We start from the raw sequence: 24,349 nt of genomic DNA, 5'->3' as shown, positions 1-24,349 counted from the left end.
CGATCGGGGTGGCGCGGGACGAACCGATTCGCACTGCGAATTCTCCCGAAAGGTTTCGATCGGGATGGCGATGCGTTCCGGGCGCAGCGACAAAGTCCCAATGCGAAAGTTTTCATGTTCAGGGCGATTGCCGCTCCACGGTACGCTTAATGAAATCCGGAATGATGATGTAGGCACCTTTGAGAACAGTCCCATGATTCAGCCCCCCCATCTCGTGGAACTCGACCTGTTCATGACCTAAATTACGAAGGCTGGTCGCGAGCAAGTCATTTTCTTCGACTCGGTTTTTGTATTCAATCTCACGGTCGCCGACAATCAGGCAGATGGGCGGCAAGTCGGCACTCGCGTAGGTCAGTGGAGCGTATTCATCGACAACGACCCGGTACTGCGATTGAGTGTCGCCGCGCAATTTTTTGACCGTGAAGTGCGTGCTCACCTGGCCACTCACAGGAATAAGACCTGCCAGGTCGTTGGGCACATGTCCGAATGGCGCCAACCAGCGAGGGTCCATACCAACCATCGCCGAAAGGTAACCGCCCGCAGAATGGCCCGAAATGAACACTTTGGCAGGATCGCCCCCGAACCCTTCGATATGGTCGAGGGTCCAAGCAGTGGCTGCTGCAGCATCTTCCAGAAATGCAGGGCAATCCGCCTTCGGGGAGAGACGATACCCCACGGCAACCAGTGCAATTCCTTTGTTCTTCAAATCCGGAAAATGCCGTTTTCCCCCAACGAGGCCACCCCCGTGAAAGTAAATAAGCGTGGGAAACCCAGGCTCGGCATCAGGAAGGTACAGATCCAGTTGGCATTGGGTGTAGCGGTAATCCTCCCGAGGGAGTTCCGCATCGGAGCTTCGATAATGCATGCCTTCGATCACGCGCTCCTCTGCATGGCTTGAAATGCATGCAACGAAGCACGCGGAAACGAAAAGTATAATTCTGTTTGGATGTATCATGATTAAACGGACTATTTTCAGATGTGCATAAGACAATCCCCTGACTGGAACAAGAAAATGTGTTCACTCAGCCCACTTCGAAAAAGTTCTGGTAGTTATGTGCTGCGTGATTTTGGAGCAGCGCAAGGCGTCGGGGGGCAGGAGTGCCCGGCTAACGCCGCTGGAGAAGCAAATCAGAGCATACCTAAGGGACAGGTCCCAGACTCGGCTAAAAGCATCGCCCGAACCGGACACAAACGAGGCCCAGTCGTGATGACTGAGCCTCAAAAATGGTCGGCTTAACGTAATGGCGATGCGAAATGCAAAAAATTCTCAAACTTTGGACCGTCATAGACACAGTGCTATGATTTGCCGGTCTGTACGCACTTATTTTTATGCGGCAAGGACTGCCCCTCCTTCCAGTAGCCCTCGGTTAAGATGACTTTAGGATATATGGGCAATCCATACTCATTACGCATGACCAAGTTAATCACATGGTGCGACAGAAAGACATGGGTAACAGATAGCACAAGGACATCGGGGACAATCTCGCTCCAGGAAATTAACTATACATCGACCTGAGCATTCCATAGCTTCCGCGGAATGTATACGCTCCGTCCCTATCAGCAGGCAGCTGTTGACAATACGCTTCACTATTTCAGGAAGCGGCGCAGTCCTGCGGTGATTGTTTTGCCCACGGGTGCGGGGAAGAGCTTGGTCATTGCGGAGCTGGCCAAGATTGCCAAAGGCCGCGTGCTGGTGCTAGCCCATGTCAAAGAGCTGGTGGAGCAAAATCATTTGAAGTATGAAAGCTATGGCCTGCAGGCCGGGATCTACTCGGCGGGCCTCAATCAAAAGGACAGCGCGCAAAAGGTCATCTTCGGGAGCATCCAGTCGGTCGCGAAGGCCGACGATTCCTTTTTTCGCGATTTCACGCTGCTGGTGATCGATGAGTGCCACCGCGTCGGTCTGGAGCCGGAGAGTCAATACGCTCAAGTCATTAAGCAGCTGAAGCGGAACAATCCGCGCATTTGCATCCTCGGCCTCACGGCGACGCCCTATCGTCTGGGACTGGGCTGGATTTACAACTACGCGCTCCGCGGGGAGGTGAAAACGCAGGAGCTGCGCTTCTTCAAGCACTGCATCTATGAGCTGCCGCTGGAGTATATGATCCGGAACCGCTACCTGACGCCTCCGGTCAAGGTCGACAATCCGGTCACCTCCTATGATTTCTCCGAGCTCACCGAAAGCGGCCAGTCCTACACGATGGCCCAGCTTGAAGAAGTGCTCCAACGCCAACGACGGCTCACGCCGCTGATCATCAAAAACATCGTGGATATCACCGAGAGCTATCAACGCCAGGGGGTGATGATATTCAGCTCCACGGTGAAGCATGCCGAGGAGATCCTAGCACACCTGCCGGCGGGAGAGGCACGGCTGGTGGTCGGCTCCACCGAGCTGACGGAGCGCGATCAGATCGTGCAGGATTTTAAAAACAGAGCCTTCAAGTATCTGGTGAATGTCTCCGTCCTGACGACCGGTTTCGACGCCGCCCATGTCGATGTGATCGCCATCCTGCGACCGACCGAATCGATCAGTTTGTATCAGCAAATCATCGGACGCGGCTTGCGCCTGGATACGGACAAGAAGGATTGCCTGATCCTGGATTACACCGGCATGGGACATAGCATCTTCAGTCCGGAGGTGGGCGAAAAGAAAACGGAGTCCGAATCCGTGGCCGTGCGAGTGCCCTGCCCCGAATGCGGCTTCGTCAATGACTTCTGGGGGATCGTCGATGAGGACGGCAACGTGATCGAGCACTACGGGCGCAAGTGCCGCGGCGGAAAGACCAATCCCGACACCTTCGAAGTGACGCCCTGCGGCTATCGTTTTCGCTTCAAGGTCTGCCCCTCATGCTCGGCGCAAAATGACATCTCCGCCCGTGAATGCAGCCACTGCGGCAGCGTGTTGGTCGACCCCGACGAAAAGCTCAAGCAGGCAAGGCTGTCCAAAGACGCCCATGTGCTCACCCCCGACTCGATCGAGATGCTGGAGCGCATCGACAAGAACGGGAATCCCTACCTCCAGGTCAAATATTACGACTACGACGCCAAGCACCTATCCGAGATGCACTACCTCAACAACCCAACGAGCGTGAAGAAGTTTCACATCAACTTTCTCCGGTCGCACCTGCGCCGGCCCGAGCTGACGCTCAACATCCGCTCCGTGAGCGAAGTCGTCGAGCTCCAATCCCAACTGCGCATGCCCGCCTTCATCATCGCCCGCAAGCTGGGAAAGTTCTGGAAGATCACCGAGAAGATCTTCAGCGAGGAGCTGTAAGGAGCGGATTGATGTTGTTCGTTGAAGGTTGCTGGTTGATCGGAGAGGCGAACCACCTCCCCTTCGGCCATTCGACTCACTCATGGCAGGCGAAGCTCAGGGACTCCTCCTTAGCCAAGGAGGAGAATTTTTATCTGTCTATCTCTGAGTTGCTCTGCGCTCTCTGCGGTTAAACAACCTACGTTATTGCAGGAATGATTCCTCAATGGGAGTCCGATGCGCCGGCAAGACTGCAACGACGTAAAATGGATGATTCTCACACCAAGGCACAAAGCTCACAGAGAAGAACACAATCGGAAATCGTTGATTAACCCAGACGCGATTTGAGACGCACGAGGAAGTCCATCTTTTCGTGCAGGACGGCGATGATAACCGGAGGTGACTCGTGGACGGCTTCCAGATAAAACACGTAATGGTGTTCGCAGCGCGTAACAGAGCAATCGGGATACTTTTTGGAAAAATGACGTGCTACGATGCCTCCGTTTGCAATGGCTTCAAAGCAAGCGATGAGTTTATCACGATAAATCTGCTGCTGCGCGGCACCCCACGTCTCCAAAGTATAACGAGCGATGCTGCGAAGGTCGTCACGAGCCTCGGGCGTGATCCGGTAAGCTGCCGTTTCAGCTGTTCGCGTCGCGAGTCACTTCATCGAAAATGTCTTCAACCGACTGATCCACGAAAGGCCCTTTGCGGGCCGACTCAACCCGAGTCTCCAGAAAGGCCTCAAGCTCACGGAGAGCGACACCATCCTCATCGTCAGGGAGGGTGCGTTCCAACACATAGTCCTTAAGGGATTTTCCGGACAGGGCTGCGATTGCCTTCAGCCGCTTGTGCTGCTCCGGCGTCACATCGATGGAAATACGGCGTATGGATGCAGTGCTCATAAGATTAACAAAACCCACAAACCCACATTTTGTCAATTTTCCATTATTTTGAAGCAGTTGCGAAACTGCCCTCAGCAGCCTGATCAGAACTGGACATTCGCCCACGCCAGCTCAACCGGCTGCTCGGTGAGCCTCACAGCTTCTTCAGCAAAAGCAGTGAAATATCATCGTCGATCTCATCGGCAAATGCATGCACTTGAGCGACGAGTGTATCGATAAGCGCCTGGCTGGGGAGATCAGCGGCATGTGTCTGTATGAGTTGACGAATCGGGTCCACCCCAAACTCCTCACCGTCCGCGGAGCAGGCCTCAATCAAGCCATCGGTATAAAACAGGATCGAATCGCCGTCCTCCAAGGTATGCGTGTCGGCCCTGAAGCGATGGTCATCCAGCAGGCCGATGGCGGGATTACGCGTCAGGATACGACCCTCCGGAGCCACAAATTCCCCGGCTCGGGTCCGGAACCAGATGGGGTCATGGTGACCGGCGGAGCACAGAGTCATCTCGCCACTGAGCAGGTTGAGCACACCACAGGTCAAGGTCGTAAAGAGAGCGGTATCCAACCCCTGCAGCAATGCCTTGTAGTGCTGATTGAGCTCGGTCACGAATGCAGCCGGATCCGACATGCGCTCCTTATGCTCGTCGTAAAAGCTGCGAAGGATCCCCGTGACTAGAGCCGACCTTATACCGTGCCCCATGACGTCACAGATCAGGATCGCCCAGCGCGTATCGTCAATTGGCTCGGCAATGATCAGGTCGCCACTGAGTTTGGTTGATGGCTGGTAGTGGTAACCGAGATCAAGCAGCTCGCCCGAATCATCCGCCTTTACCTTTACAAAAGTCTTCTGCACCTGGCGACCGAGGGTAAGCTCCTCCTCGTAGCGCCGGTTTTGGGCCTCCAGCTTTGCATTCAGCTCATGCAGTTTGTTCTCGTTGTGCTTGCGCTCGGTAATGTCGAGGGTGGTGCCGACCAGACCCAGCTTGTTGCCTGCCTCGTCACGCACACAGATTTTCGAGATAATCTCGTAGTTCTGGTCGCCGTGCCGGCCTCGGTTTCTATTTTCCCGATTGATGATGGGCTCGCCGGTTTCAATGACGCTACGGTCCTCCGCCTCGGCAAAGGCAGCGTCCTCGGGTGCCAGGACTTCCGATGGCATTTTCCCAATGATCGCGGCCTTGTCGCGCAGCTTCGACTTGGCGGCAAAGCTCTCGTTGACGTAGAGATAGCGCCCCTCCAGATCCTTGGCAAATAGGCAGACCGGGAGCAGTTCAGTCAAGGCGTCCCAAAACGGATCATTGCCCGATAGATGCTCAATTTGCTCTGTTTTTTTTGAATGGCTCACCACTGTCTCTCCATAGTATGCAAATGATCCTTATAGGTGGCGACATGAGAGAAGACAACTCTATTGGACGGAGGGAGTCTGAGCATTTCGTCTCACCTCCTGTATCCAATCATCCCTGTCGGATTCGCTACGAGCTCTCAGCTGATGCTGTGGGCGGCAGCGCGTCCGGCAATGCCACCAGTGAGTAGACAGCCCTGCAGCAGAAAGCCGCCGGTGGGGGCTTCCCAATCAATCATTTCGCCGGCACAATAAACCCCGGGCAGGCGATTGAGCATCAAATCCGCATCGAGTTCCCGCCAGGCGACACCGCCAGCCGTCGAGATGGCTTCCTCTATCGGCCGGGGTGCAGTCAAAGGAATCCGGCAGGATTTGACCCGTTGTGCCAGTGACTCGGCATCGTTGAATTCGCCATAGAACTGTCGAAGAATGGCGATCGCGGCGTCATTCAACTTCCATCGTAATTTGGCTTCCTTGAAAAAGTTACGCCGCGCCGATTCCATTTTCTGCACGAGACGCTCGACCGTAAAGGTTGGTTTAAAATCGATGATGATGGCTGGCTGCGACATCGCACGCAAAGCCCGCCCAAGTCCATAAATCGGAGTGCCCTCGAAGCCATAGCGTGTGCACATCAACTCACCCACCACTCGTTCACCATCAGCAGACACATGCACATTATGAAGCGGCTGCCCTTCCACCTGGCTGCGGGTGGGCTCCGACCAGTCACAACACCAGCCACAATTCGCAGACTGGAGCGGCTCGACCGCAATCCCCGCAGCTTCAAGTATCCGGATCCAGGAACCGGTCGATCCCGTTTGGGGCCATGATGCCCCGCCCATGGCCAGCACCACGGCATCAAAGCTTTCGCGGACCACCTGCCCCTCATGCCTGAATTCAAGCGAGTGCGGTGCCGTCGGCTCCCATCCGGTCCATTCATGCTTCATGCGCATCGTCACCCGGAGCTCGCGTAGACGTTGAACCCAACGACGGAGCAAAGGAGCCGCTTTCTTACCAACAGGAAAAACCTTGCCACTCGACGCGACAAAACTCTCCACGCCCAGCCCTGCAGCCCATTCGCAAAGACGCGTATTATCAAAGTCCCTAAGATAGGTCCGCCAACGATCCAGCGGGAAGTCCCGGCCCGAGTATTGTGCCAGAAAATCTTCGAATCCGGCCGCGTTGGTCAGGTTGAGCCCGCTCTTGCCGGCAACCAGAAACTTGCGTCCCACTGAAGGCTTCGCATCAAAGACAGTGACCGAGACATCCGCCATCGCCGCGACCTCGGCCGCCCGCAAACCTGCCGGCCCGCCTCCGATAATCCCGACTCTCTTTCGCGACTGCTGCATCTACGGGGAGAGCATCTCAGTCAACGAAAGGTCGCAACCGCAAAAATCAATGCACACAACAGCAATGAAAAGACGAGCGCTAAAAAAGGGGGACAAACGCGAATGGCGCTAACTTAAGGAATCGGAGCGAGTTTTGAGTGGTGATCGTAGGCGACTTGCTTAGCCGGTCGCCCGCATGTGCAACGGGTTCCGCAAGTCCGCTCGGTCGTGCGGCTAAAGCAACACGACTACGTCAATCCACCTTAAGTTAGCGCCATTCGGGTCAAACGCAAAATATAAAGATCCCCACAAGCTCATGGACTCCGACTGAAGCAAGGAGGAGAACTTCTTTTTGCTTCGCCCTATTGAGCGGCCAGCGCAGATTCAATGGCGGCGACCATCTCAGGCGACTCGGGGGCGACCTTCGACTCAAAGCGGTGTAGAATCGTGCCGTCCTTGCCGACCAGGAACTTGGTAAAGTTCCATTTGATATCGCCGGGGAACGGCGAGCCGTCGCCTGCCAGCAAGTCGTAAAGCGGCGCACGATCGGCACCGTTGACGTCGATCTTGTCAAAGAGCGGGAAGGTCACGTTGAATGTCGTCGAGCAGAATGCCTGAATTTCCTCGTTTGTGCCGGGCTCCTGTCCGCCAAACTGGTTACAGGGGAAGCCGAGCACAACCAGCCCCTGCTCGCGGTATTTCCGGTAAAGCGCCTCCAGTCCGGCGTATTGCTTGGTGTAGCCACACTTGGAAGCCACGTTAACGACCAGCACTGCTTTCCCCTTGTAAGCGGCGAGCGAGGTATCCTGATCATTCATGTCCTTAAGCGTTACTTCGTAGATAGAGTCATTGGCCATGGCTAGGGTGTGGATAAGAAGAAGGGAGGCGAAGAGGAGCAATAGTTTCACAGGGGGACAAGTCGACCGGAGGCATGGATTTGTCAAACTGGAACCATAGTCCTCATGAACACAGGTCAGAGAATTGAAAGCGCGCGACAAGCGCGCACGCCACGGCTTTTGGAGATCGGAATGGCACTCACGACGCAGCTCTCGTAGTCGCGCTTAGCCGCGCGACAGAACGGACGATCGGGAGCGATTGCACCAGCGGCTGACCGGCTGAAGCAGGCCAGCGACGAGCGGGGGGATCAGAGTCGATAAACGAAACGGTCGTAAAGCCTCACAGGTCGGGTGATGTCCCGGCCGAATGGCAGGTATGGAAACTCCGAAGCTTAACGTCCGGCAGAGTTGATTTTTAATCACTTCTTCGCACCGTAAGGAAATCACGTCAACCATTCGCCTCTGCATCTGAAGCCTCCCCGCAAGGGGGCGATTGCCCCAGATAACGAACCTCCCTCTTCCACCAATACCATAAACCGGAAACAGCTCATGAAACATCCCATTCTACGCTCGATCGCCCCCCTACTCTTCCTTGTCCTCACGCTCAGCGCGAACGCACAGGCTGATTCGGTAAGCGTAACCATGACCTACCGGGAGCGGATTGCCCTGCCTCCGGATGCCCGGGTCGACGCCAGTCTGCTTGACACCTCCCGGGCCGACGCGAAAGCGGTCGTCATCTCAGCTCAGCGCTTCGCGATCGACGGGGTCCCGAGAACCATCCAGCTTCCCGTGGACCCGAATGTGATTGACGAGCGCCATAGTTATACGGTCAGCGCCCGCATTACATCGGGCAACAAGCAACTCTTCCGCACAACCACGGCCTACCCGGTACTCACCCGGGGTGCCGGCAACGAAATCGAGATCCTCCTTGAGCGAACAGCCGCCTCACCCACTGCCACCCCATCGACGGCCACAGCATCTGCCCCCGGGATAACCGGAGTGGCCTGGGCCGCCTTCGAGATCGGCGGTCGTCTCCTCGTGAGTGAGGATCCCCCGACTCTGGCCATCGACGATGAGGGGCGCTTCTCGCTTTACGCAGGCTGTAACCGGTTCCGGGGACAAGTCCGGATCGAAGGCCAGGAATTGGAATTCCCAGCCGTTTTCGCGGGTACGAAAATGGCATGCAGCGGTGCGCGCGCAAAGCTGGAAAGCGACGTGCTCGACACAATCAAGTCGGTGAAGGGGTTCACGCGCAACGGTCCGAACCTCTCCCTGACGAATGCGGCCGGCGTCACTGTTCTTCGCTTACACGAGCGCCCCGAGTAGAAGCGGTCGTCGACGCAGATCAGAAGGCTAACGCGAAATATATAGATTGCTTCACCTCCCAAACCACCCGCTTCAACCGGCATTTCGGGAAAGCGCTCTCTAGCCTCACACGCAAAGACGCAGAGCCAGCAACGACGCTTGTTCTAACCGCAGAGTACGCGTAGAGCGCAGAGACTTTTGCTGATGTTGTTTGTTGATGGGGGAGACGAACCACCTCCCGGCTGCGCCGGACTCCTCCTTAACCAAGGAGGAGAACTTTTAATTATCTGTCTATCTCTGTGTCTCTGCGGTTAAACAATCTTCGTCATTGCAAGTATGATTCCTCCATGGGAGTCCGATGCTCACGCAAAGACGCGAAGGCGCAAAGCCAGCAACGCTGTAGGATTGGCCGCAAAAAGGCACAAGGATGCGCGAAAGCTTACAACGACGGTCAATTTAACCGCTGAGCACGCGGAGAGCGCAGAGACGACTGACTGCCAGAAGCTCCGGTATCGCGCGCTTACAGCGCCTTCAGGGCCTCCAGAATCGCATCCGGCTCGGCGCGCTTGGTGTAATCCGCATCGAGAAAGCTGTAAGTGATCTTACCTGTCGGATCGATGACATAGGTCGCGGCCAGCGGCAGCTCGGCGCGCTCAGACTCGTTTTCAATGTGCAAATCGAAACCGAACTTGGCATACAAGTCATTGATCTCGTCCGGCAGCTCGAAGGCGATTCCATAGCTGCGGGCAATGCGGTTGTCGGGGTCCGCAACAATCGTAAAGTCGAAGGGATTCGCTTCGCCGGCATATTTGCTGTTTGCCGCAGTCTGCGGACTCATCGCGACGACTTGAGCACCATAGTCAGCAAAGCGCTTCACGTACTTATTGTACTCCATCAGTTGAAGGTTACAGTACGGGCACCAATCCCCACGGTAATACACCAGCACAACCGGTCCGTGCTGAAGCGCGGCGGCTAGTTTGAAGTCCCCCGCTCCGTCGACCCGTGGCGCGGTGAAATCCGGAGCCATTTGCCCCGCCTGCACCGCCTTTTCAGTGATTTGGGTCGCGGCCAGGTCTTCAATTGCCTTCTGCATCATGGCCCGCGTGCCCGCATCGACAGGCGAGGACGCCTTCTTCTGATCCAGCTGTTCCTGAAGGTTGGACTCCGCTACAAGCGGAGCGGCCGTCATAGTCAAAACGGCAAAAAGTGACAGTAATGTACGCATAGGCAGGCTAAGAACAGATGCCCCTATCATTTATTCCCCGGAAAGACCCCGAATGTTCCCACAGAGCTAAAAGGGATGGTTCTCACACGGCGGGCACAACGCTCACGAAAAACAAGCCTGCGACACATCCACTTTGTGCCACTGCGCCTTTGTGTGAATGACACTAGCTCGAGGGAGGGCGGCTGTCCCAGCCGCCGTGCCGAACTGGATTCACCTCAGTTCAGCAAGCGACTCAAAGACCGAGCTCCTCTCTCATAACAAGCAGCATTCGGGCAGAAGAACTGATCCGAGTTTTCGCTTTTGGCCTCTTTCCCCACCGGTCATTTATGGCTTTGCCTGGGATGCCAATTCAAAGTGAAGGCTAAAAGAAGTGCATGACCGCTTGCAGATCAATTCTTGGGATCGATCTGCAATCGGAAGAAGTAAGAGTTATGACTTTCATGCTGCATCGGAGCACTGAGACTACGCTCTGCTCGATTGTAACTATGCACGGTCGTTTGATCCTCCACCAGCGTCTCGCGATTCCAGCCATTCAGGTCAGAAGAAGAATAAATCACCGGTTCGTAATCCGTAATTCGTGGATCGGTCTCAAACTCAAAACGAACCGAATTATTCTCAAAACGGATCGCAACCGAAGGACGATCGGCACGGTCTCTTGGATTCGTCCGGAATAGATATTCGTTCAGGTTACTGTAGCCATCTCCATCGGCATCCACGGCACCATCTGAGACGGATGCATTGGGTATCTCATAGACCGTAAATTGCTCTGACTTCCAATCTTCAAAACTCAGCGCATTGCGGTAAAAAAACGCTCGTATCTGCTTGCTGGAGGTCGCCGATATACTCGTCGTGGGACTACTTGTGTTCAGGTCACCTTCCCATCCGAGGAAGGTCCAGCCCTCATCCGCTGTGGCCGTCACAGCTACGACTTCCCCCTCTTCCAGATCCGAGGTGTCCTCCGGTAGCGTCTGAACCTGCCCCTCGCCCTCCATGTGGACCGTCAGCGAGATGACTCGGCGAAAGATCGGCGTCAACGTCATGTCGGTGGTCAAAATCAGGTTGAGCGGATCAGAACCTTGATTCGGAAACTCCTCCCATCCGGCAAACCGGTAGTTCTTGGACGGTTTTGCGACCAGGCTGAGCTGTATATTGTAGGGTAACTCGAGATCACCTGAAAGGGCTTGGAATCCATCCCCGCTCTCCCCGCCTGAAAGGGTCAGGCCGTCCGGCAGCGAAGATCCCGCGACGATCGCACCACCGACGGCCTGATTCACTGTCAGCGTAACATGCGGAATATCAATTAGACTTTCCGGGCTGAAATAGATGTTATTACTTTCATTCAACTCCGCGAGAATATCACTGGAGTCAACAAATACACCGAGGTGGTAATCACCGGCATTCAGATAGCGAGGAATCAGCACCTCCTGGATGATATGCACCGATCCGCCCCGAGCCAATGGCGGCTCCAGCACGGTTTCAAAAAGTGTAACGCTGGTACTCGCATCCACGGACTCGCTCTGTGCCAGCATCACGGAGACTTTCAAGGTCCCCTCGCGTGTGTAATCGACCAAGCCCAAATTACTCAGATCGAACTCGACTGTAATCGGGATGTCCGGCCCCGGAGTTTGATCAAAAGAAACCGACGTATTCTCCACTGCCAAATCAATCAGACTGAGCTCCGAGATGGCATAATTCCGGCAGACATAGAAAGCATCCTCAGAAGCAACGATATCTAATACTCCGTAGTTGTTTGGCATTACGGTATAGCTCTCGCCACCGTCGTAGGTGATGTAGGTATCTCGTTGACTAGTGCCATAATAATAGATCGGGTCAAAATAGGCCAATCCGATCTCACCAATACTAGCCCAGGGTTCGTTGACTAAGTCCTGAAAGCCTGGAGCCACTTCCCATGACGTCAAATCCGACGAACGCACATGGACTGCAGTCGGGCCGGAGGTACCGGGATAACTTGGATACACATAATAACCGTCCACATAGCGCAGGTTATAGACATGGTAGAGGGCATTTGAGATGTTCGGAGTATAGTCGTAGAGATAAAGAAAATCCCACTCCACCCCATCAATGGAGCTGAAGAAGCCGTCATTGTGCAAAAGCACGAATCGCCCGCCCATGGTGGTCCCCCGAAGGATCCCGTCATCGCCCTCGGAAAACGGCATTTCGACGGGCGGGACCGAATCCGTCCAGGTAATTAAATCGGTCGAACGCATCACTCCATAACGTTCCACCAACAGCCAGACACCATCCAAATACAACAAGCGCCCATCGGTGTAGGGGTACACCTGGTCGTCTTTGACATCCGAGTAGCTCCACTCCTCCAGATCAGCCGACCAGATAACGCGTGTGTTCTGCGTACCGGGTGCAGAACCGAGTACGACCCAAAGGCCCGCCCGATACTCAAGCTCCACTATGTTGTCGATCAAGCCTGTCTCGATCTCAATCCAGTTGCGCCCATTGTCCGAACGAAGCAGTCCCGTCCCAACATCGGCAACGAAAGTCTCGCCGTCGGACGCCAAGTTCCCGGGAACCGCATTTGGATAGCTTTGGAGAATTTCCCATTCCACCAGATCCTGAGACACCGCAATGGTTCTTGCGGTCGTCTTTAACGAAGATCCGCTGATGTCAATACAGAGGAACCCATCTGCTGTCTTGAACAATTTCGCCCCGGTCAGGAAATCATTCGAGGCAGTTAATGGAACAACCAAAACCCAATCGACGAGATTATCGCTACGCCATAGGCCGTCTGGATTAACCCCGTAGAAGACATCATCGACCGACTGGAGGTTACGGAAGACCATGTCGGTCATCTCGGACAAAGGCACCCAGTTCAAACCATCTTCCGTGACATAGGCAGTCATGCCATAAACAGGCACGTAGTCAGGATAAGAACCGTTGTTTATAATGCCAGTAAAACTGACTAGATGGTTCTTGCCTGCAACAAGGTAAGGTGAGTACCCGAAAGTCGAGACCGGATTCCCCGCGGTCCAGTTCAAACCGTCGGACGACACGGCCACGGCACCACGCTGGTAACCAAGTGCAACGAATCGGTCCTTCCAGTAAACAGCGGAGCGTAGGGTCCAATCATAGATACTGGAACTTCCCCCGGATCGGGATAGGATGCCTTGCTGCCAATTGATACCATCCGATGTGTAGGGCACAGTATAACCATCCACGATGCGGGAGATCATAACCGCAGTGTCACCACTGCCAATCAGCCGACCGGACAATTCAACGTCTTCCAACTCCTCCCAGTTAAGTCCATTCTTCGAGACAAGGAGATTTCCGCTAGAGCCTCCGATCAGAATCCAGTCATTATTCATTTCGACAAAATCCGAAAGCCCCTGTTGCGCGGGATAAGACTCGATCGATTCAACCTTCTTCCAATTGCGGCCGTCCAATGATCGAGCAAGGAAGGCACCGTAGTTCGTGCTGCCATAGGTTTCGCTCCCGAGCCCGTAAAAGCTGCCGTCCCTTGCCTGGAAGAAGCCCCCCGGGTGCTGAACCGCTCCCGGCATAACATTGGCCTCGGGAGAGAACACGACGGAAATCTCCTCTCTCTGAATCGAAAACCGACCGTCCTGGTCATATACTTTGACCACCAGTTCGTGGACACCGGGCCCAAAATCAGCCGTTTCCCATATGAACGGGCCGACCGCCGACTGAAAGACGATTTCACCGTCCACCACGAATTCGACTTTGGACACAGGTACCCCGGCCGAGGCCACCTCAGCCTGCATGCGAACGGTCGAATTATATAAGTAAGTCTCCTCGAGTTCCTCGAGTTGGAGCAATGGCAGTTCAGAGATCGCCCCCATATCCGTATTCCAGAATACACCACTCTCATCACAGATCCAGAAACTCCCCAGATAGAACAGGACATGGGTTCCTTCCCCCCCAATGAGTGACCCGGTTTCCCAAGAGACACCATCCTGGGAGAAGTAGACCGCATCCTTGGCAACAGCAAGGAACCAGCCATTACCGTACGCGACACCGGTGGGACCACCCTCGGTACCCAGTGAGACCTTTTCCCAATTTACTGCGTCGTTCGAACGATACATCTCAGCCACATCATCATTCTCAACACATACCAGATAAACACCGTTACCATACGTAGCCGCAGCAAAACCGCCGATGAAAGGACCGACAGCAGGTTCGGCAGAGAGCGATGTCTCGTTGAAATCAATGCCGTTGAAGGAGGTGACGACCGAGCCCTTGTCCGTCATTCCAAGCCAGACACCGTTCAGGACTTCGGCATGCAAAACCGTACCGAACATATCCGAGGATGCCCTCCTCAACTCCCAGTTCACTGCATCCGTGCTGGAGGCAACCCCCCCTCGACTGCCCGCGACGACAAGCTGTCCGGCAAAATAGCGAATGGTTCTCGGTTCCCAAGTGAAAGGCCACTGCGTTTGATTCGCCTCGATACCCGTTTTCCAGTCGATGGTAGAATTTCCGACCACCGCAGAATCAAAACAGATCCAATTCGTGCCATTATACCAGCTTTGCAAAGCATAATAGTTCCCATCGTGATAGACGGCATCCTTGCAACCACCAAGGAAGCGTTTCCATGTCTCGGAATCCGAAGAGAACATAGCCGTATCCGAATAGTCATCAGGAAAAGCAACAAGGCAGCCGTCAACCACCCTGAGACGGGAGACGTCCAAAGTCGATCGGACAATAGGAACAATCAAATCGTCAAGCGAGCTGAAGACTCCGAAATCGGAACTGCCCGTGGAGCTAAAGATGTAGCTACCGTTGGATGCCAGCTTTCCGAGACCTCCGCTGGAAGTGTTGCCTTCCTCACGATCGACAAGATGAACCGTCCAGTTCAAAAGGTCGGACGAAGTGAGCACATAGGCAGAGCTCAGATTATAGTTGATCATGAGCTGCCCATCATGCTCCACCATATCCATGATATTATCGAAAGGCACCGAACGGTTCAGTATCACACCATTGGCATACTCAATCTGGACTTGTGGATAGGAATAGGACTCCCAATTGATGCCATCTTCAGAAATGTAAATCTTATCATGGGTGCTATCCCTTCCCACGAAATGGCCTAGTAAAAAGCGTGGCGACTCGTTGAAGGGCAGATACTTCGACCCCGATTCCAGCAATCCGATCGTCGTATGCTCGCTCCAAGTTTCTCCGTCAAAGGAAACGAAGACATCGCCGTTGCCCTTCAAAACGATCACACGGTCGTCGCCGGCCACGGCATTGAGAATGCCGACACTCGTCGTGGCGAAAATCTCCAAGTCAAAGCTCATCGTCGTATCGCCGACGGCCTTGCCTACTTCAACCGCAAACGGGTATATGCTTGCAGAGCTGGACAGGTACACATCCTTCTTTACAGGTATATCAACCCACTCCCCTTCTGGATTGCCGGAAGTCGCCACGGCATCCTCATAGAGCATAAGACTGCCGATGCGTACCTTAACAGTGCTGTCATACTTCACACGCCCCCACATGTCATAGCGCGAGTAATCCGGTTCATTTTCGAATGGATTGATGAAATAGGCCGCCGGTATCTCAGGCACATACGGAATAACCGTCGTCTCGTCGCCCTCACCATAACCGAGCTCAGCCATCCCAGTGAGCCATGCCCCGGAGTCGTAATACGACGTATACCAATTCGACGCCTCTGGCTCGCTCTCCACCAGATAACGCCACTCGCTCCCGGCTTCGACTAGAGTAAAATCCAGATAGGCATCGATACTCTCGATGACAGACCAGTTCTGAAGGTCCATCGATTCAAGGAGCACATATTTCGAATTCTCGTAGCCTTCAAGATACCACCTGCCATTGAACTCTGAGAGTCCGTGGGAGTTCTGAGGTGTATCCAAAAGCGTCCAATTCAAGCCATCAGTCGAGGCAAAGTAAGCTCGGTAGCCGCTCTCATAATATTCGGCAATCATCAAATCTCCGCGGACCATCACCGATTCGATCTGGCCATTCAGGTTGTAGAGCTCCTCATCGATGGGCAGCATGGCGGATTGCCAAACGAGTCCGTCACGTGTGCGCACCACACGATTGTCCTCGAATATGTAAAAATAATCGCCATGCCCGATGACTGCTTCAGGATAAATACTGGGACCGCTGGAATTACGGAAACGCCAATCGGAGAAAGGTGCATCCGAGAACTCAAGAAAAGCAGGGACCGATTGTGTCATTCCCGCTTCGTTGGAGATGCCGACCGAATAGCCTCCGACATGCTCCCCGGCAAAAGCATTCACCGAGTATGTCTCGGCAGTTTCCCCGACAATCGGCGCACCGTCAAAGTACCATTGGTAAGCAAGCGGTGCGCTCCCCCGTGCATCCACTGCCAGAGTCACATTCGCTCCTGCGACAACTTTCTGGCTGACGGGACCGGCAATGACTTGAGGCGGGGCACGGTACAGCGTCACAGTCGCAAGTTCGGTCGTCAGGTGATCAAAGGTGTTGCTCACCATCAGTTGGTAGTCGCCGGCATGGCTATCGTCGGCCTCACCTACAAAGTAGGTCGACCGATTGGCTCCTTCAATCGCTTCACCGTTCAAGAACCACTGATAGACCAACGGCGGCACGCCTTTGACTTCGGCAGAGAGAAAGAGAGGACTCCCATATTCGACAGAAGTAGCAGCTGGCTGTTCAATGATTTCCAATCCGTCAAACATGGAACCGTTCAAGCGAATCGCACCAGTTTCGCCATCGTATCCGGTGACCTTGATAAAGTATGTCTCCCCCTTTTCCACGGCCAGATTCACCTCACTTGTTAGCTGCGCTCCGGTGTCGTCGTTGTAGGCCAAGGCGCCGCTTATCATGAGCCCTAGTTCATCTTCGCTTGAGTAGATACGAGCCGAGGGGTCGATTTGAATCAGCGCACCGAGTGAAGCACTACGTCCCGCCCCGAAGGCACGAATCAAAGTGTTATTTGCACGCAAACGCTGTACGACATCGGCATAGCCGCCCCCACTCGTCGGCTTACCGTCAGAGAAGAATACCATGTTCGCACTCGACTCGGGAGGCAGTGCAAAGAACCCCGTCTCTACCCGCTCCAGCGCAGCACGATAATTTGTGCCACCAGAGGCATACAAGTTTTCCAAGGATTCGAGAATATCCAGAATACCGTTCGCATTACGGTCAGCAGTCGATGGAACTGCTGCTTGAAGCCCAGGCTCAACCGGATCCAGGTCCAAGATCGTAGCCTGGTCTTCAAATGCAACCACCCGTATATGGGTGGAGTCTGCAACCTCGGACAAGTTCAGGAGTCCCACCAAATTGCTGACAGCAGCAATCTCACCGTCTAAAATGGTGCCTGCGAGGCCGTCACCGTTAAGGTCCGAAATGAAACTCCCGTTGAAGGCGTCCTTCGCGCTTCCAGAAACATCAACGACAAAGGTCAGCTCAGGCATATCCCCTTGGACCAAGCCCTCCAGGGGATCTTCCGCAAAGACAGTCAGAATGGTGTCGAAATCACTGCCCACGGTGTCGATACGTACCGCCCCTGAAGCGGGAGCCGTCCAGCGCCACCAAACGGAGTGGTCGGCACCAAAACCGACATTGGGCTCACCGGGTTCGCTGGTCGCGCCCAAACTGGATCCGCTCCGCGTCCAAATATGACCGACCGCAAGACTCGCGTTCTCACGATTGTCGTTTGCGGGGGGGATCGAGATATCAATTATGAAATCCGCACTGTCCCCGTAAACGACGATCGAATAGGCAGTGTTTTCACTCACCTCGAAGATATACTGACCGCGTTCCGCACTATTCAAAACAGATACAGGCGTCTCGGCATCCGTCCGAAGCACATCGACGAAAAGGCCGGCGGGAGCATCGAACCGGATCAGTGCAGTACCGTCGACTGGCGGTACCCATCGATACCAGAGGCTGGCCGAACGTGCCTCGTCGCCGGTTTCAGCCTTCGCGTTGCGATTCGAACCGATCCAGTGTGCAGACTGCAGCATGGACAGATAGGCACCTGCGCCGGCATCGTTCTGCGGGGCGTCCACAGCCTGAAGGGCCGCGTGCAAATTGAGTCGGCGCCCCAACTGGACCGCACCTTGAAGACTCTCGAGTTGTTCGCAGCCATTCATCAAGCGTGCGATCGTTTGATCGATCGAATCGGCTGGATATTCCGCTATGAGCAAGGCGGCGACACCGGCGACATGCGGCGCCGCCATGGAGGTTCCGCTCAAGAATCGATAGGGTTCGCTTGGCCCGATCCAAGTGGACAGGATATTCGTACCCGGTGCAGCAATCTCGACCGTCCCCACCCCGTAATTCGAAAAGTCAGAAAGTCTGTCGTAGTCATCCACCGAGGCGACAGTCAACAAGCCGTTGACGTCATAAGCAGCCGGATAGACGGGCCGATTATCAATGTTATCCGCATCATTTCCCGCGGATGCGACAATAAGGATACCAGATTCTGCACAGTCACGTAATACTTCCAGCAGGCTCTCACTGAAGCTACGGCTGCCCCAGCTCAAATTCAAAACCTGGGCGCCGTTTTCCTTTGCATAAGCAAGCACCTTCAACGCGTCAGAGGTGAAGCCCATTCCTGATTGAGAAAGAAACTTCAACCCCATCAGCTGGACCCGGGGCGCGACGCCTGAAATGCCAACATCGTTGTAGCCATCTGCACCGATAATGCCCGAGCAATGCGTCCCGTGGCCATTGTCGTCGGACGGATCACGATCATTATTGTAAGCATCGATCCCGTAAAGGTCATCCACGTAACCGTTGCCGTCATCATCGACACCATTATCCGGAATCTCTCCGGAATTGGCCCAAATGTTGGAGAGCAGATCCTCGTGCAGATAGTCGATCCCTGTATCGACAACGGCGACCACCACGCCCGAGGCATCAGTTGACAAGGTCCAACCGGGCAAGGCATCGATATCACTTCCGGCCAAGCCACCACGACTACCATCATTATAAAGCCCCCACTGCTTACCATCGAGTAAAGCCGGTTGTGATTCCGGGCTGGCACCTGCGACAATCACTGAATCAAGCTCAACCGACTCGATCACGTTGTCCAGGGAAGCCAATGCGTATTTTGCTTTAGCAAGCGCATCGCTCCCCTCCACCAATGTCAGTCCCACGAGGAAGGTATTGGCTGGCTCCAACTTGGAAATGACCTCAAAGGAGAGTTCACTCAAGGTTTGCCGGAGCAAATCCTCACGAACATCAGGTCGCTTGCGAATGATCAAATGAGTCCCGGCGCTGGCCTCCCAACGTTCAACGACTTGCCCGTTCACTTTAGTTTCCCGAGCTTCGATACGTATCCACGGATATTTCGAATCGCTACGAACATAGGTCACGTTCGGCGAACCGTCTGTCGTAAAACTCTCAGAAACCGTAATCGCTTGATTCAGAGCAGTTTCATACCAGCCGAGCGGATTAGACGAGTTAGACAGTGCTTCAGCCAGTGTGGAAATCGCTTTCGACCGAGACTCGGTTTGCTGCGGCGAACCCTGTTCTAATGCTTGAAGCGGGTTGCGACTTTCAGTCGGACCAGCCGGCTGGCCAGCTTCATTTGAGACATCACCACTCACTCTGTTTTGCTCAGTCTCGTCAATAGATCGAAAACCAAACTTCAACAAGGCGAACGCTGCGATGATGAATGCACAAAGGGTATAAAGGCGTATGTGTTTCACGAGTTACAGAAAATGTTAGACAACCACTAGCTTAGACAGGCTCTCTGAGGCAGATGAAGCTAACGAACTTAATTAACGTCAACTATCAACGCATCACCAGTTAGAGTTCAGCGTTTTGGCCGCTCTATTACCGCGTGGCAATTTATGCAATATGTTGCACGCCAGAGTAAAAAAAAGGTTCGTGCGCATCAAAACAAGGCCTACCAGTTCTCAAAACACCCGTGTAACCCGGCATGTTGGAAAAGGCTCAAGAGTCTCAAAATGCGATAACTCTCTCACACTCTCACAGGGTGGCACACAGCTCACGGAAAAGAGAACGCTACGGGACTGCCGCCCTCCCGAACTGGATTCACCTCAGTGCAGCAAGCGACTCAAAGCCCCATCTCCTCTCAAATCACGCTTAAGGTATGCCATTTACGGCCAACTAAAGCGGGCCACCTAAGATCGTCATTCAGCACCGGGTTTCAGCAACTTGCCTAGAAGGTCCTCGTTTCCGGTGTAATGGCGGGCAGTATGGGCTGTAAGGAGTCCACCTTCAGCGACGGGCTGGATTCTTCGGGCAGCGGAGCAACGGGATCCGGGACAGCCTCCACTTGAAGCGGCAGAGCTTCGGCGCGGACGGTAAGCCCCGGCGCTTGTAGCTCGATCGCGCCGGCCGGATCCGTGGCATTTTCGGTCAGGAGGAAGACCGGCATCTCCGGCCATTGCCCGGAGACGGTTCCTGAGAACACAGGACCTGCTGCGCCTCCGTCCGTATGTACCTCGATTCGAACCGGTAGGATGACTTCGCGGCCTTCCTGAAGCGGGCCATCATAGTGGCTGAAGGACGGAATGCGGAAGTCGGATCCTTCAAGACGAACCTTGAGCGCGGATGCGGTGAGATTCACAAAACACAGGCTGTTTGCCGGAGCATGCTCCCGCGCATGCTCAAGCAGGACAAAACGGTAGCGGCCACGGCCGGAAGCCGTCACTTCGGTCCGGGCAGAAAAGACCATACAACTGGAAGCATTCCCCGGAAGCTCAACCGTGCCCACCGATTCCAGCACCTGGCTTCCGGCCGTCCCGTCGACGCGAGCCGGCTTCCACAGATCCAATTCCTTGGGCCCCACATAGCGCAAGCCTCCGGTGGCCAACTGCTCCGCAGGCACGCTGGAGATCAATTGATCGTCCGAATAAAAGTAAATCGCGGGTCCCGTCGTCGAAACCAGGGTCAGCTGAGTGCTGACTTGGCCACTGGCCAGCTGAACCAGAGCCGCCTCTTTTTCCGGGAGCTTTGCCTCCACGGGAGCTGGCTCCACGACAGTTGGGACTTCCTCGACCACGCTGCTTGGGTCCGGCTCGGGTTCTGTGTTCCGGACCTCGGCCACGACCAGTTCCTCCGCCGGTTCCGGCTCCGGCAGCTCTACTTCGGAGACGACCGCTTCGGTCGTTTCGAGTTTCACCGCTTCCGGTGCGGGGACGATTGGCGTTTCAACTACGGGCTTAGCGGCTTCACGTTCCGCATCGGTCGCTTCGAGAGCCTCAACCGGTGCTGCCTCAATCTCCGGTTCCACGACCGGAGCAACAGCGTCGACCGTACTGCTGGGCTCCGCCTCGAGCTTAGATTCCTGAACCTCGGACACAAGAACCTTCTCCACCCGATCCGGCTCGGCAACGTTTGCTTCCGTGACAACCGCTTCAACCGTTTCGAGTATCACCTCATTCGCCTCGGCGGCGGTGGGCGTCTCCGCTTCGACCTGGGCAAATTCGCTGACCACTTCCGCCGGTCCTTCAACCAGCGCCGGTATGGGCTCCGGCTGAGGCACCGGAGGTTCGGTCACTTCAGGATCAGGCTCAAAGCTTGCCAAGATTTCGACCGATGAGACCGGTTGCTGCACCGCGACCGGAGGTGGCGTTGCCTCGTCCACCGCAGCGGGGCTGACGACCGGACTGGCAGGATCGATCATAGGCTGTGGCTTTGGTGCGTGCGAACAACTTGCCAGAAAGAGCAAGCCGGGCAGGTACAGATAGGATTTTACCATGTCAGTTTGGAAGCAGAATACGAAGGCATACCGGTAGCAGAACCATGGGAAAAGTCCGATCCTAAATGAGCTAAAAAGACGCTAAAAAGGAGGGCAGCAGATCCGTGCTTAGCCGGAAATGAAACGAGCTCTGCTGCAAGGGAGGCACTGTCCCTACCTATGTGGTTCGTCAAACCGGCTCCGGACCCGACGAATTGCCTGCTCGGCGGGGCAACCCTGTCGACAATTCATAGTACCAAACCCGTTCCTCCTAAAATAGAGTAATCCCCGAATACCGTGCGTGTAGCCCCAGCCACAATTAAGATTGATATTACTTACTATAAATGCGTTGATAAATTAATGCTCCGCATCGTTACCCTGATTGCTATGCTTGTGACCTCCAAGGCATTTGCAGCAGTCATTCGTGTCGAACCCGGCGTAGATCCTGGTAATACGGCAAGCGGCACAAACTGGAGTACCGACGTCACCAACTTGCAGCGAGCACTGCAACTCACCGAGGATGGCGATGAAATTTGGGTCGCAGCCGGCACCTACTACACCGACGAAGGACAGGGACAAGTCGACGACAGCCGTGATTCGGTGTTTTATCTGAAATCTGGCGTTGGACTTTACGGCGGTTTCTCAGGATCCGAAACTAGCCGCGCCGAACGGGATGCCACAACCAATATTTGCATACTGTCTGGAGATATTAATCAGGATGAGTCCGGTTCCTTTTTTTCAGGCTACCAACCGCCAGCCGCGATTTTAGCCAACAGTTATCATGTTCTATGGCTTGAGGGCGGCAGCTCGACGACTGAAATTGCGGGGTTCACCATCACTGCAGGCTGCGCTTGGAACGGCCCTGATGCATCACATTTGAATGGCGGAGGTATCTACAGCGAATTTTCAAGCGTCAGCATAGATGCTTGTGTTTTCACCGACAACTATGCCGCCCAGAATGGCGGTGCGATTTACTTCGGCGATCTGGGCGATGCGGCCCCTTTGGACTACGCAGGCACAAGCATCACAAATTGCTCTTTCGAAGGCAACAAAGGCTACTACGGCGGCGCAGTCTATTCCGATGGGGCGTCACCTTCCATATCCAACAGTCAATTCATATCAAATGGCTATGACTTGGGGTTTTCCGGAATCAACGGCTCATCCCTCGGCAGTATTTACAGCTACTCATATGCGACACTGGCCGGCGCCATTCTATCTAAAAACGACAATCCGGCCACTATCGCCTCCTGTCTATTCTCCGGCAATACAGCAGTCGCCATCTACGCCGACGACGCATCGCTGACAGTATCAGGCACTCGATTTACCGGTAACATGACCGAAGGCGGAGGAGCCGCGATTAGTGCATACGGCTCGTCCGTATTTGGAGAGCCTGTCGTCTATCGCAACATCGTCATCTACAACTGTCTCTTCGATCATAATGACAGCGAGGAATTTGGCGCCGGAGCGATTGCTTTTTCCGGTGCCATTCAATCGCACATCACTAATTCAACTTTCTCGGAGAACAGTGGGCGTGGCACTGGAGCCTCTGCACTACGAGTGGAATCCACTGAGACGACCTTAGCGAACCTCATCATTTGGGGTAATTATAGCGGAGATACCCTGATCAGCGATATCCCGGAAAGCGGGGGTGGAGATCAGGGACCTTATTCCGTACTTTCCTCTTCTATTCAGCGAAATTCCGACTCCGTGATCCACGTCACTCACTCATTAATAGCCGGAACGACGTATCATTTGAACGACGAGACAAACTTGAACGGCATGGATGGTGGAAATGATCCTCGATTTATAAGCGCCAGTGATTTCAGGCTGAACGGACTCTCCCCGGCAATTGGAGCGGGTTCAAATGCAATCGACCTCGATGGCTCTGGCGAGGGGGCAACACTTTCCGGAGAGCTACTATATGACTTGGATGGCCTCGTGCGTGTGCAGGGCGCGGCAGTCGACATGGGGGCTTATGAGTTTGAATACAGCGGCGACTACAGCGATTTTGATAGCGACGGTTTGTCTGATGACTTTGAATGGAACCATACCATTCCGAAATCAAAGACCGCAATCGATCCAAACTCGGATGAAGACATGGACGGTCTCAGTGCGCTGGAAGAGTTTGTTTTTGGTACGGATCCAGAGATCAGTGACCTGCCATACCTGGAAATCGATCTTACCACCCATCTAGTCTTTATCGGTAATTCCTCCGACCTTCTTGATCCTGGCTATTTCGCAGACCGCGATTTTCTAGTGATCCAATTTAGAATCCAACGGTCGGCCGCGCCCTTTATTCGGGTGCAAGCTCAGAGCACTACAGATCTTTCGGATCCATCCACATGGACAGCGAACGATCTCATTATTTATGATAAGACGGTCGATCCGGAAGATTCAGCTATGGAATATTTTAAGGTGCGCTCCAGCGATCCAATAGAAGATTCAGCCAACAGGTTTTTCAGGCTGAACTTGGAACTGAAGTAAACTGACAAGGGCAATCAAGAGCCT

At 54.4% G+C, this 24,349-nt stretch carries 12 protein-coding genes; 3 read left to right on the top strand and 9 right to left on the bottom strand.

The genetic code is table 11. The annotated features are described in order from the left end of the window. Positions 1 to 118 precede the first annotated feature (118 nt). Positions 119 to 865 carry an alpha/beta hydrolase gene (locus tag O2597_RS12385; RefSeq protein WP_269525280.1) on the bottom strand — a complete coding sequence of 249 codons (747 nt, stop codon included), beginning with the start codon at positions 863 to 865 and terminating at the stop codon, positions 119 to 121. A 672-nt stretch (positions 866 to 1,537) separates the two neighbouring features. On the opposite strand from O2597_RS12385, the gene radD reads away from it, so the two are divergent. Further along, entirely contained in the window at positions 1,538 to 3,274 is a 1,737-nt protein-coding gene (gene radD / locus O2597_RS12380) for a DNA repair helicase RadD (protein ID WP_269525278.1), read from the top strand. A gap of 307 nt (positions 3,275 to 3,581) precedes the next feature. Here the strand turns inward: radD and O2597_RS12375 are convergent, their stop codons facing one another. The 5 genes from O2597_RS12375 to O2597_RS12355 form a co-directional block, all read right to left on the bottom strand. After that, positions 3,582 to 3,878 (bottom strand): type II toxin-antitoxin system RelE/ParE family toxin, encoded by a 297-nt coding sequence (locus O2597_RS12375; RefSeq protein WP_269525319.1) that lies wholly within the window; start codon positions 3,876 to 3,878, stop codon positions 3,582 to 3,584. 16 nt (positions 3,879 to 3,894) lie between these two features. Continuing rightward, positions 3,895 to 4,158, bottom strand: a complete 264-nt coding sequence (locus O2597_RS12370) for a hypothetical protein (protein WP_269525276.1) — start codon at positions 4,156 to 4,158, stop codon at positions 3,895 to 3,897. Positions 4,159 to 4,291: 133 nt separating this feature from the next. Continuing rightward, on the bottom strand, positions 4,292 to 5,500 hold the full coding sequence (locus tag O2597_RS12365; protein WP_269525274.1) for a SpoIIE family protein phosphatase: 1,209 nt from the start codon (positions 5,498 to 5,500) through the stop codon (positions 4,292 to 4,294). Positions 5,501 to 5,637: 137 nt separating this feature from the next. Further along, entirely contained in the window at positions 5,638 to 6,843 is a 1,206-nt protein-coding gene (locus O2597_RS12360; protein ID WP_269525272.1) for a BaiN/RdsA family NAD(P)/FAD-dependent oxidoreductase, read from the bottom strand. Between the two features lie 341 nt (positions 6,844 to 7,184). Next, a complete protein-coding gene (locus O2597_RS12355; RefSeq protein ID WP_269525270.1) occupies positions 7,185 to 7,679 on the bottom strand; it encodes a glutathione peroxidase in 495 nt (164 codons plus the stop codon). Positions 7,680 to 8,207: 528 nt separating this feature from the next. Between O2597_RS12355 and O2597_RS12350 the strand changes: the two genes are divergently transcribed. Further along, positions 8,208 to 8,984, top strand: coding sequence for a YbaY family lipoprotein (locus O2597_RS12350; protein ID WP_269525268.1), 777 nt, complete (start codon positions 8,208 to 8,210; stop codon positions 8,982 to 8,984). Between the two features lie 499 nt (positions 8,985 to 9,483). Here the strand turns inward: O2597_RS12350 and O2597_RS12345 are convergent, their stop codons facing one another. From O2597_RS12345 to O2597_RS12335, 3 genes are all read right to left on the bottom strand, one after another. Further along, positions 9,484 to 10,152, bottom strand: coding sequence for a peroxiredoxin-like family protein (locus O2597_RS12345; protein ID WP_269525266.1), 669 nt, complete (start codon positions 10,150 to 10,152; stop codon positions 9,484 to 9,486). 425 nt (positions 10,153 to 10,577) lie between these two features. Beyond that, positions 10,578 to 19,841 (bottom strand): S8 family serine peptidase, encoded by a 9,264-nt coding sequence (locus O2597_RS12340; RefSeq protein WP_269525264.1) that lies wholly within the window; start codon positions 19,839 to 19,841, stop codon positions 10,578 to 10,580. 476 nt (positions 19,842 to 20,317) lie between these two features. After that, positions 20,318 to 21,862 carry a hypothetical protein gene (locus O2597_RS12335; RefSeq protein ID WP_269525262.1) on the bottom strand — a complete coding sequence of 515 codons (1,545 nt, stop codon included), beginning with the start codon at positions 21,860 to 21,862 and terminating at the stop codon, positions 20,318 to 20,320. Positions 21,863 to 22,138: 276 nt separating this feature from the next. Here O2597_RS12335 and O2597_RS12330 point away from each other — a divergent pair, with 276 nt between their 5' ends. Further along, a complete protein-coding gene (locus O2597_RS12330; protein WP_269525260.1) occupies positions 22,139 to 24,325 on the top strand; it encodes a right-handed parallel beta-helix repeat-containing protein in 2,187 nt (728 codons plus the stop codon). Positions 24,326 to 24,349 lie beyond the last annotated feature (24 nt).

It is taken from the genome of Coraliomargarita parva, from assembly GCF_027257905.1.
Taxonomy (GTDB): domain Bacteria; phylum Verrucomicrobiota; class Verrucomicrobiia; order Opitutales; family Coraliomargaritaceae; genus Coraliomargarita_A; species Coraliomargarita_A parva.
Note: the sequence above shows the minus strand (reverse complement) of the source record. Positions and strands in the feature narration are given on the sequence as shown.

Excerpts from the sequence above, each read along its gene's own strand:
- O2597_RS12385 (WP_269525280.1), bottom strand. The coding sequence starts at position 865 with ATGCATTATCGAAGCTCCGATGCGGAACTCCCTCGGGAGGATTACCGC.
- radD (WP_269525278.1), top strand. The coding sequence starts at position 1,538 with ATGTATACGCTCCGTCCCTATCAGCAGGCAGCTGTTGACAATACGCTT.
- O2597_RS12370 (WP_269525276.1), bottom strand. The coding sequence starts at position 4,158 with ATGAGCACTGCATCCATACGCCGTATTTCCATCGATGTGACGCCGGAG.
- O2597_RS12360 (WP_269525272.1), bottom strand. The coding sequence starts at position 6,843 with ATGCAGCAGTCGCGAAAGAGAGTCGGGATTATCGGAGGCGGGCCGGCA.
- O2597_RS12355 (WP_269525270.1), bottom strand. The coding sequence starts at position 7,679 with ATGGCCAATGACTCTATCTACGAAGTAACGCTTAAGGACATGAATGAT.
- O2597_RS12350 (WP_269525268.1), top strand. The coding sequence starts at position 8,208 with ATGAAACATCCCATTCTACGCTCGATCGCCCCCCTACTCTTCCTTGTC.
- O2597_RS12345 (WP_269525266.1), bottom strand. The coding sequence starts at position 10,152 with ATGACGGCCGCTCCGCTTGTAGCGGAGTCCAACCTTCAGGAACAGCTG.
- O2597_RS12335 (WP_269525262.1), bottom strand. The coding sequence starts at position 21,862 with ATGGTAAAATCCTATCTGTACCTGCCCGGCTTGCTCTTTCTGGCAAGT.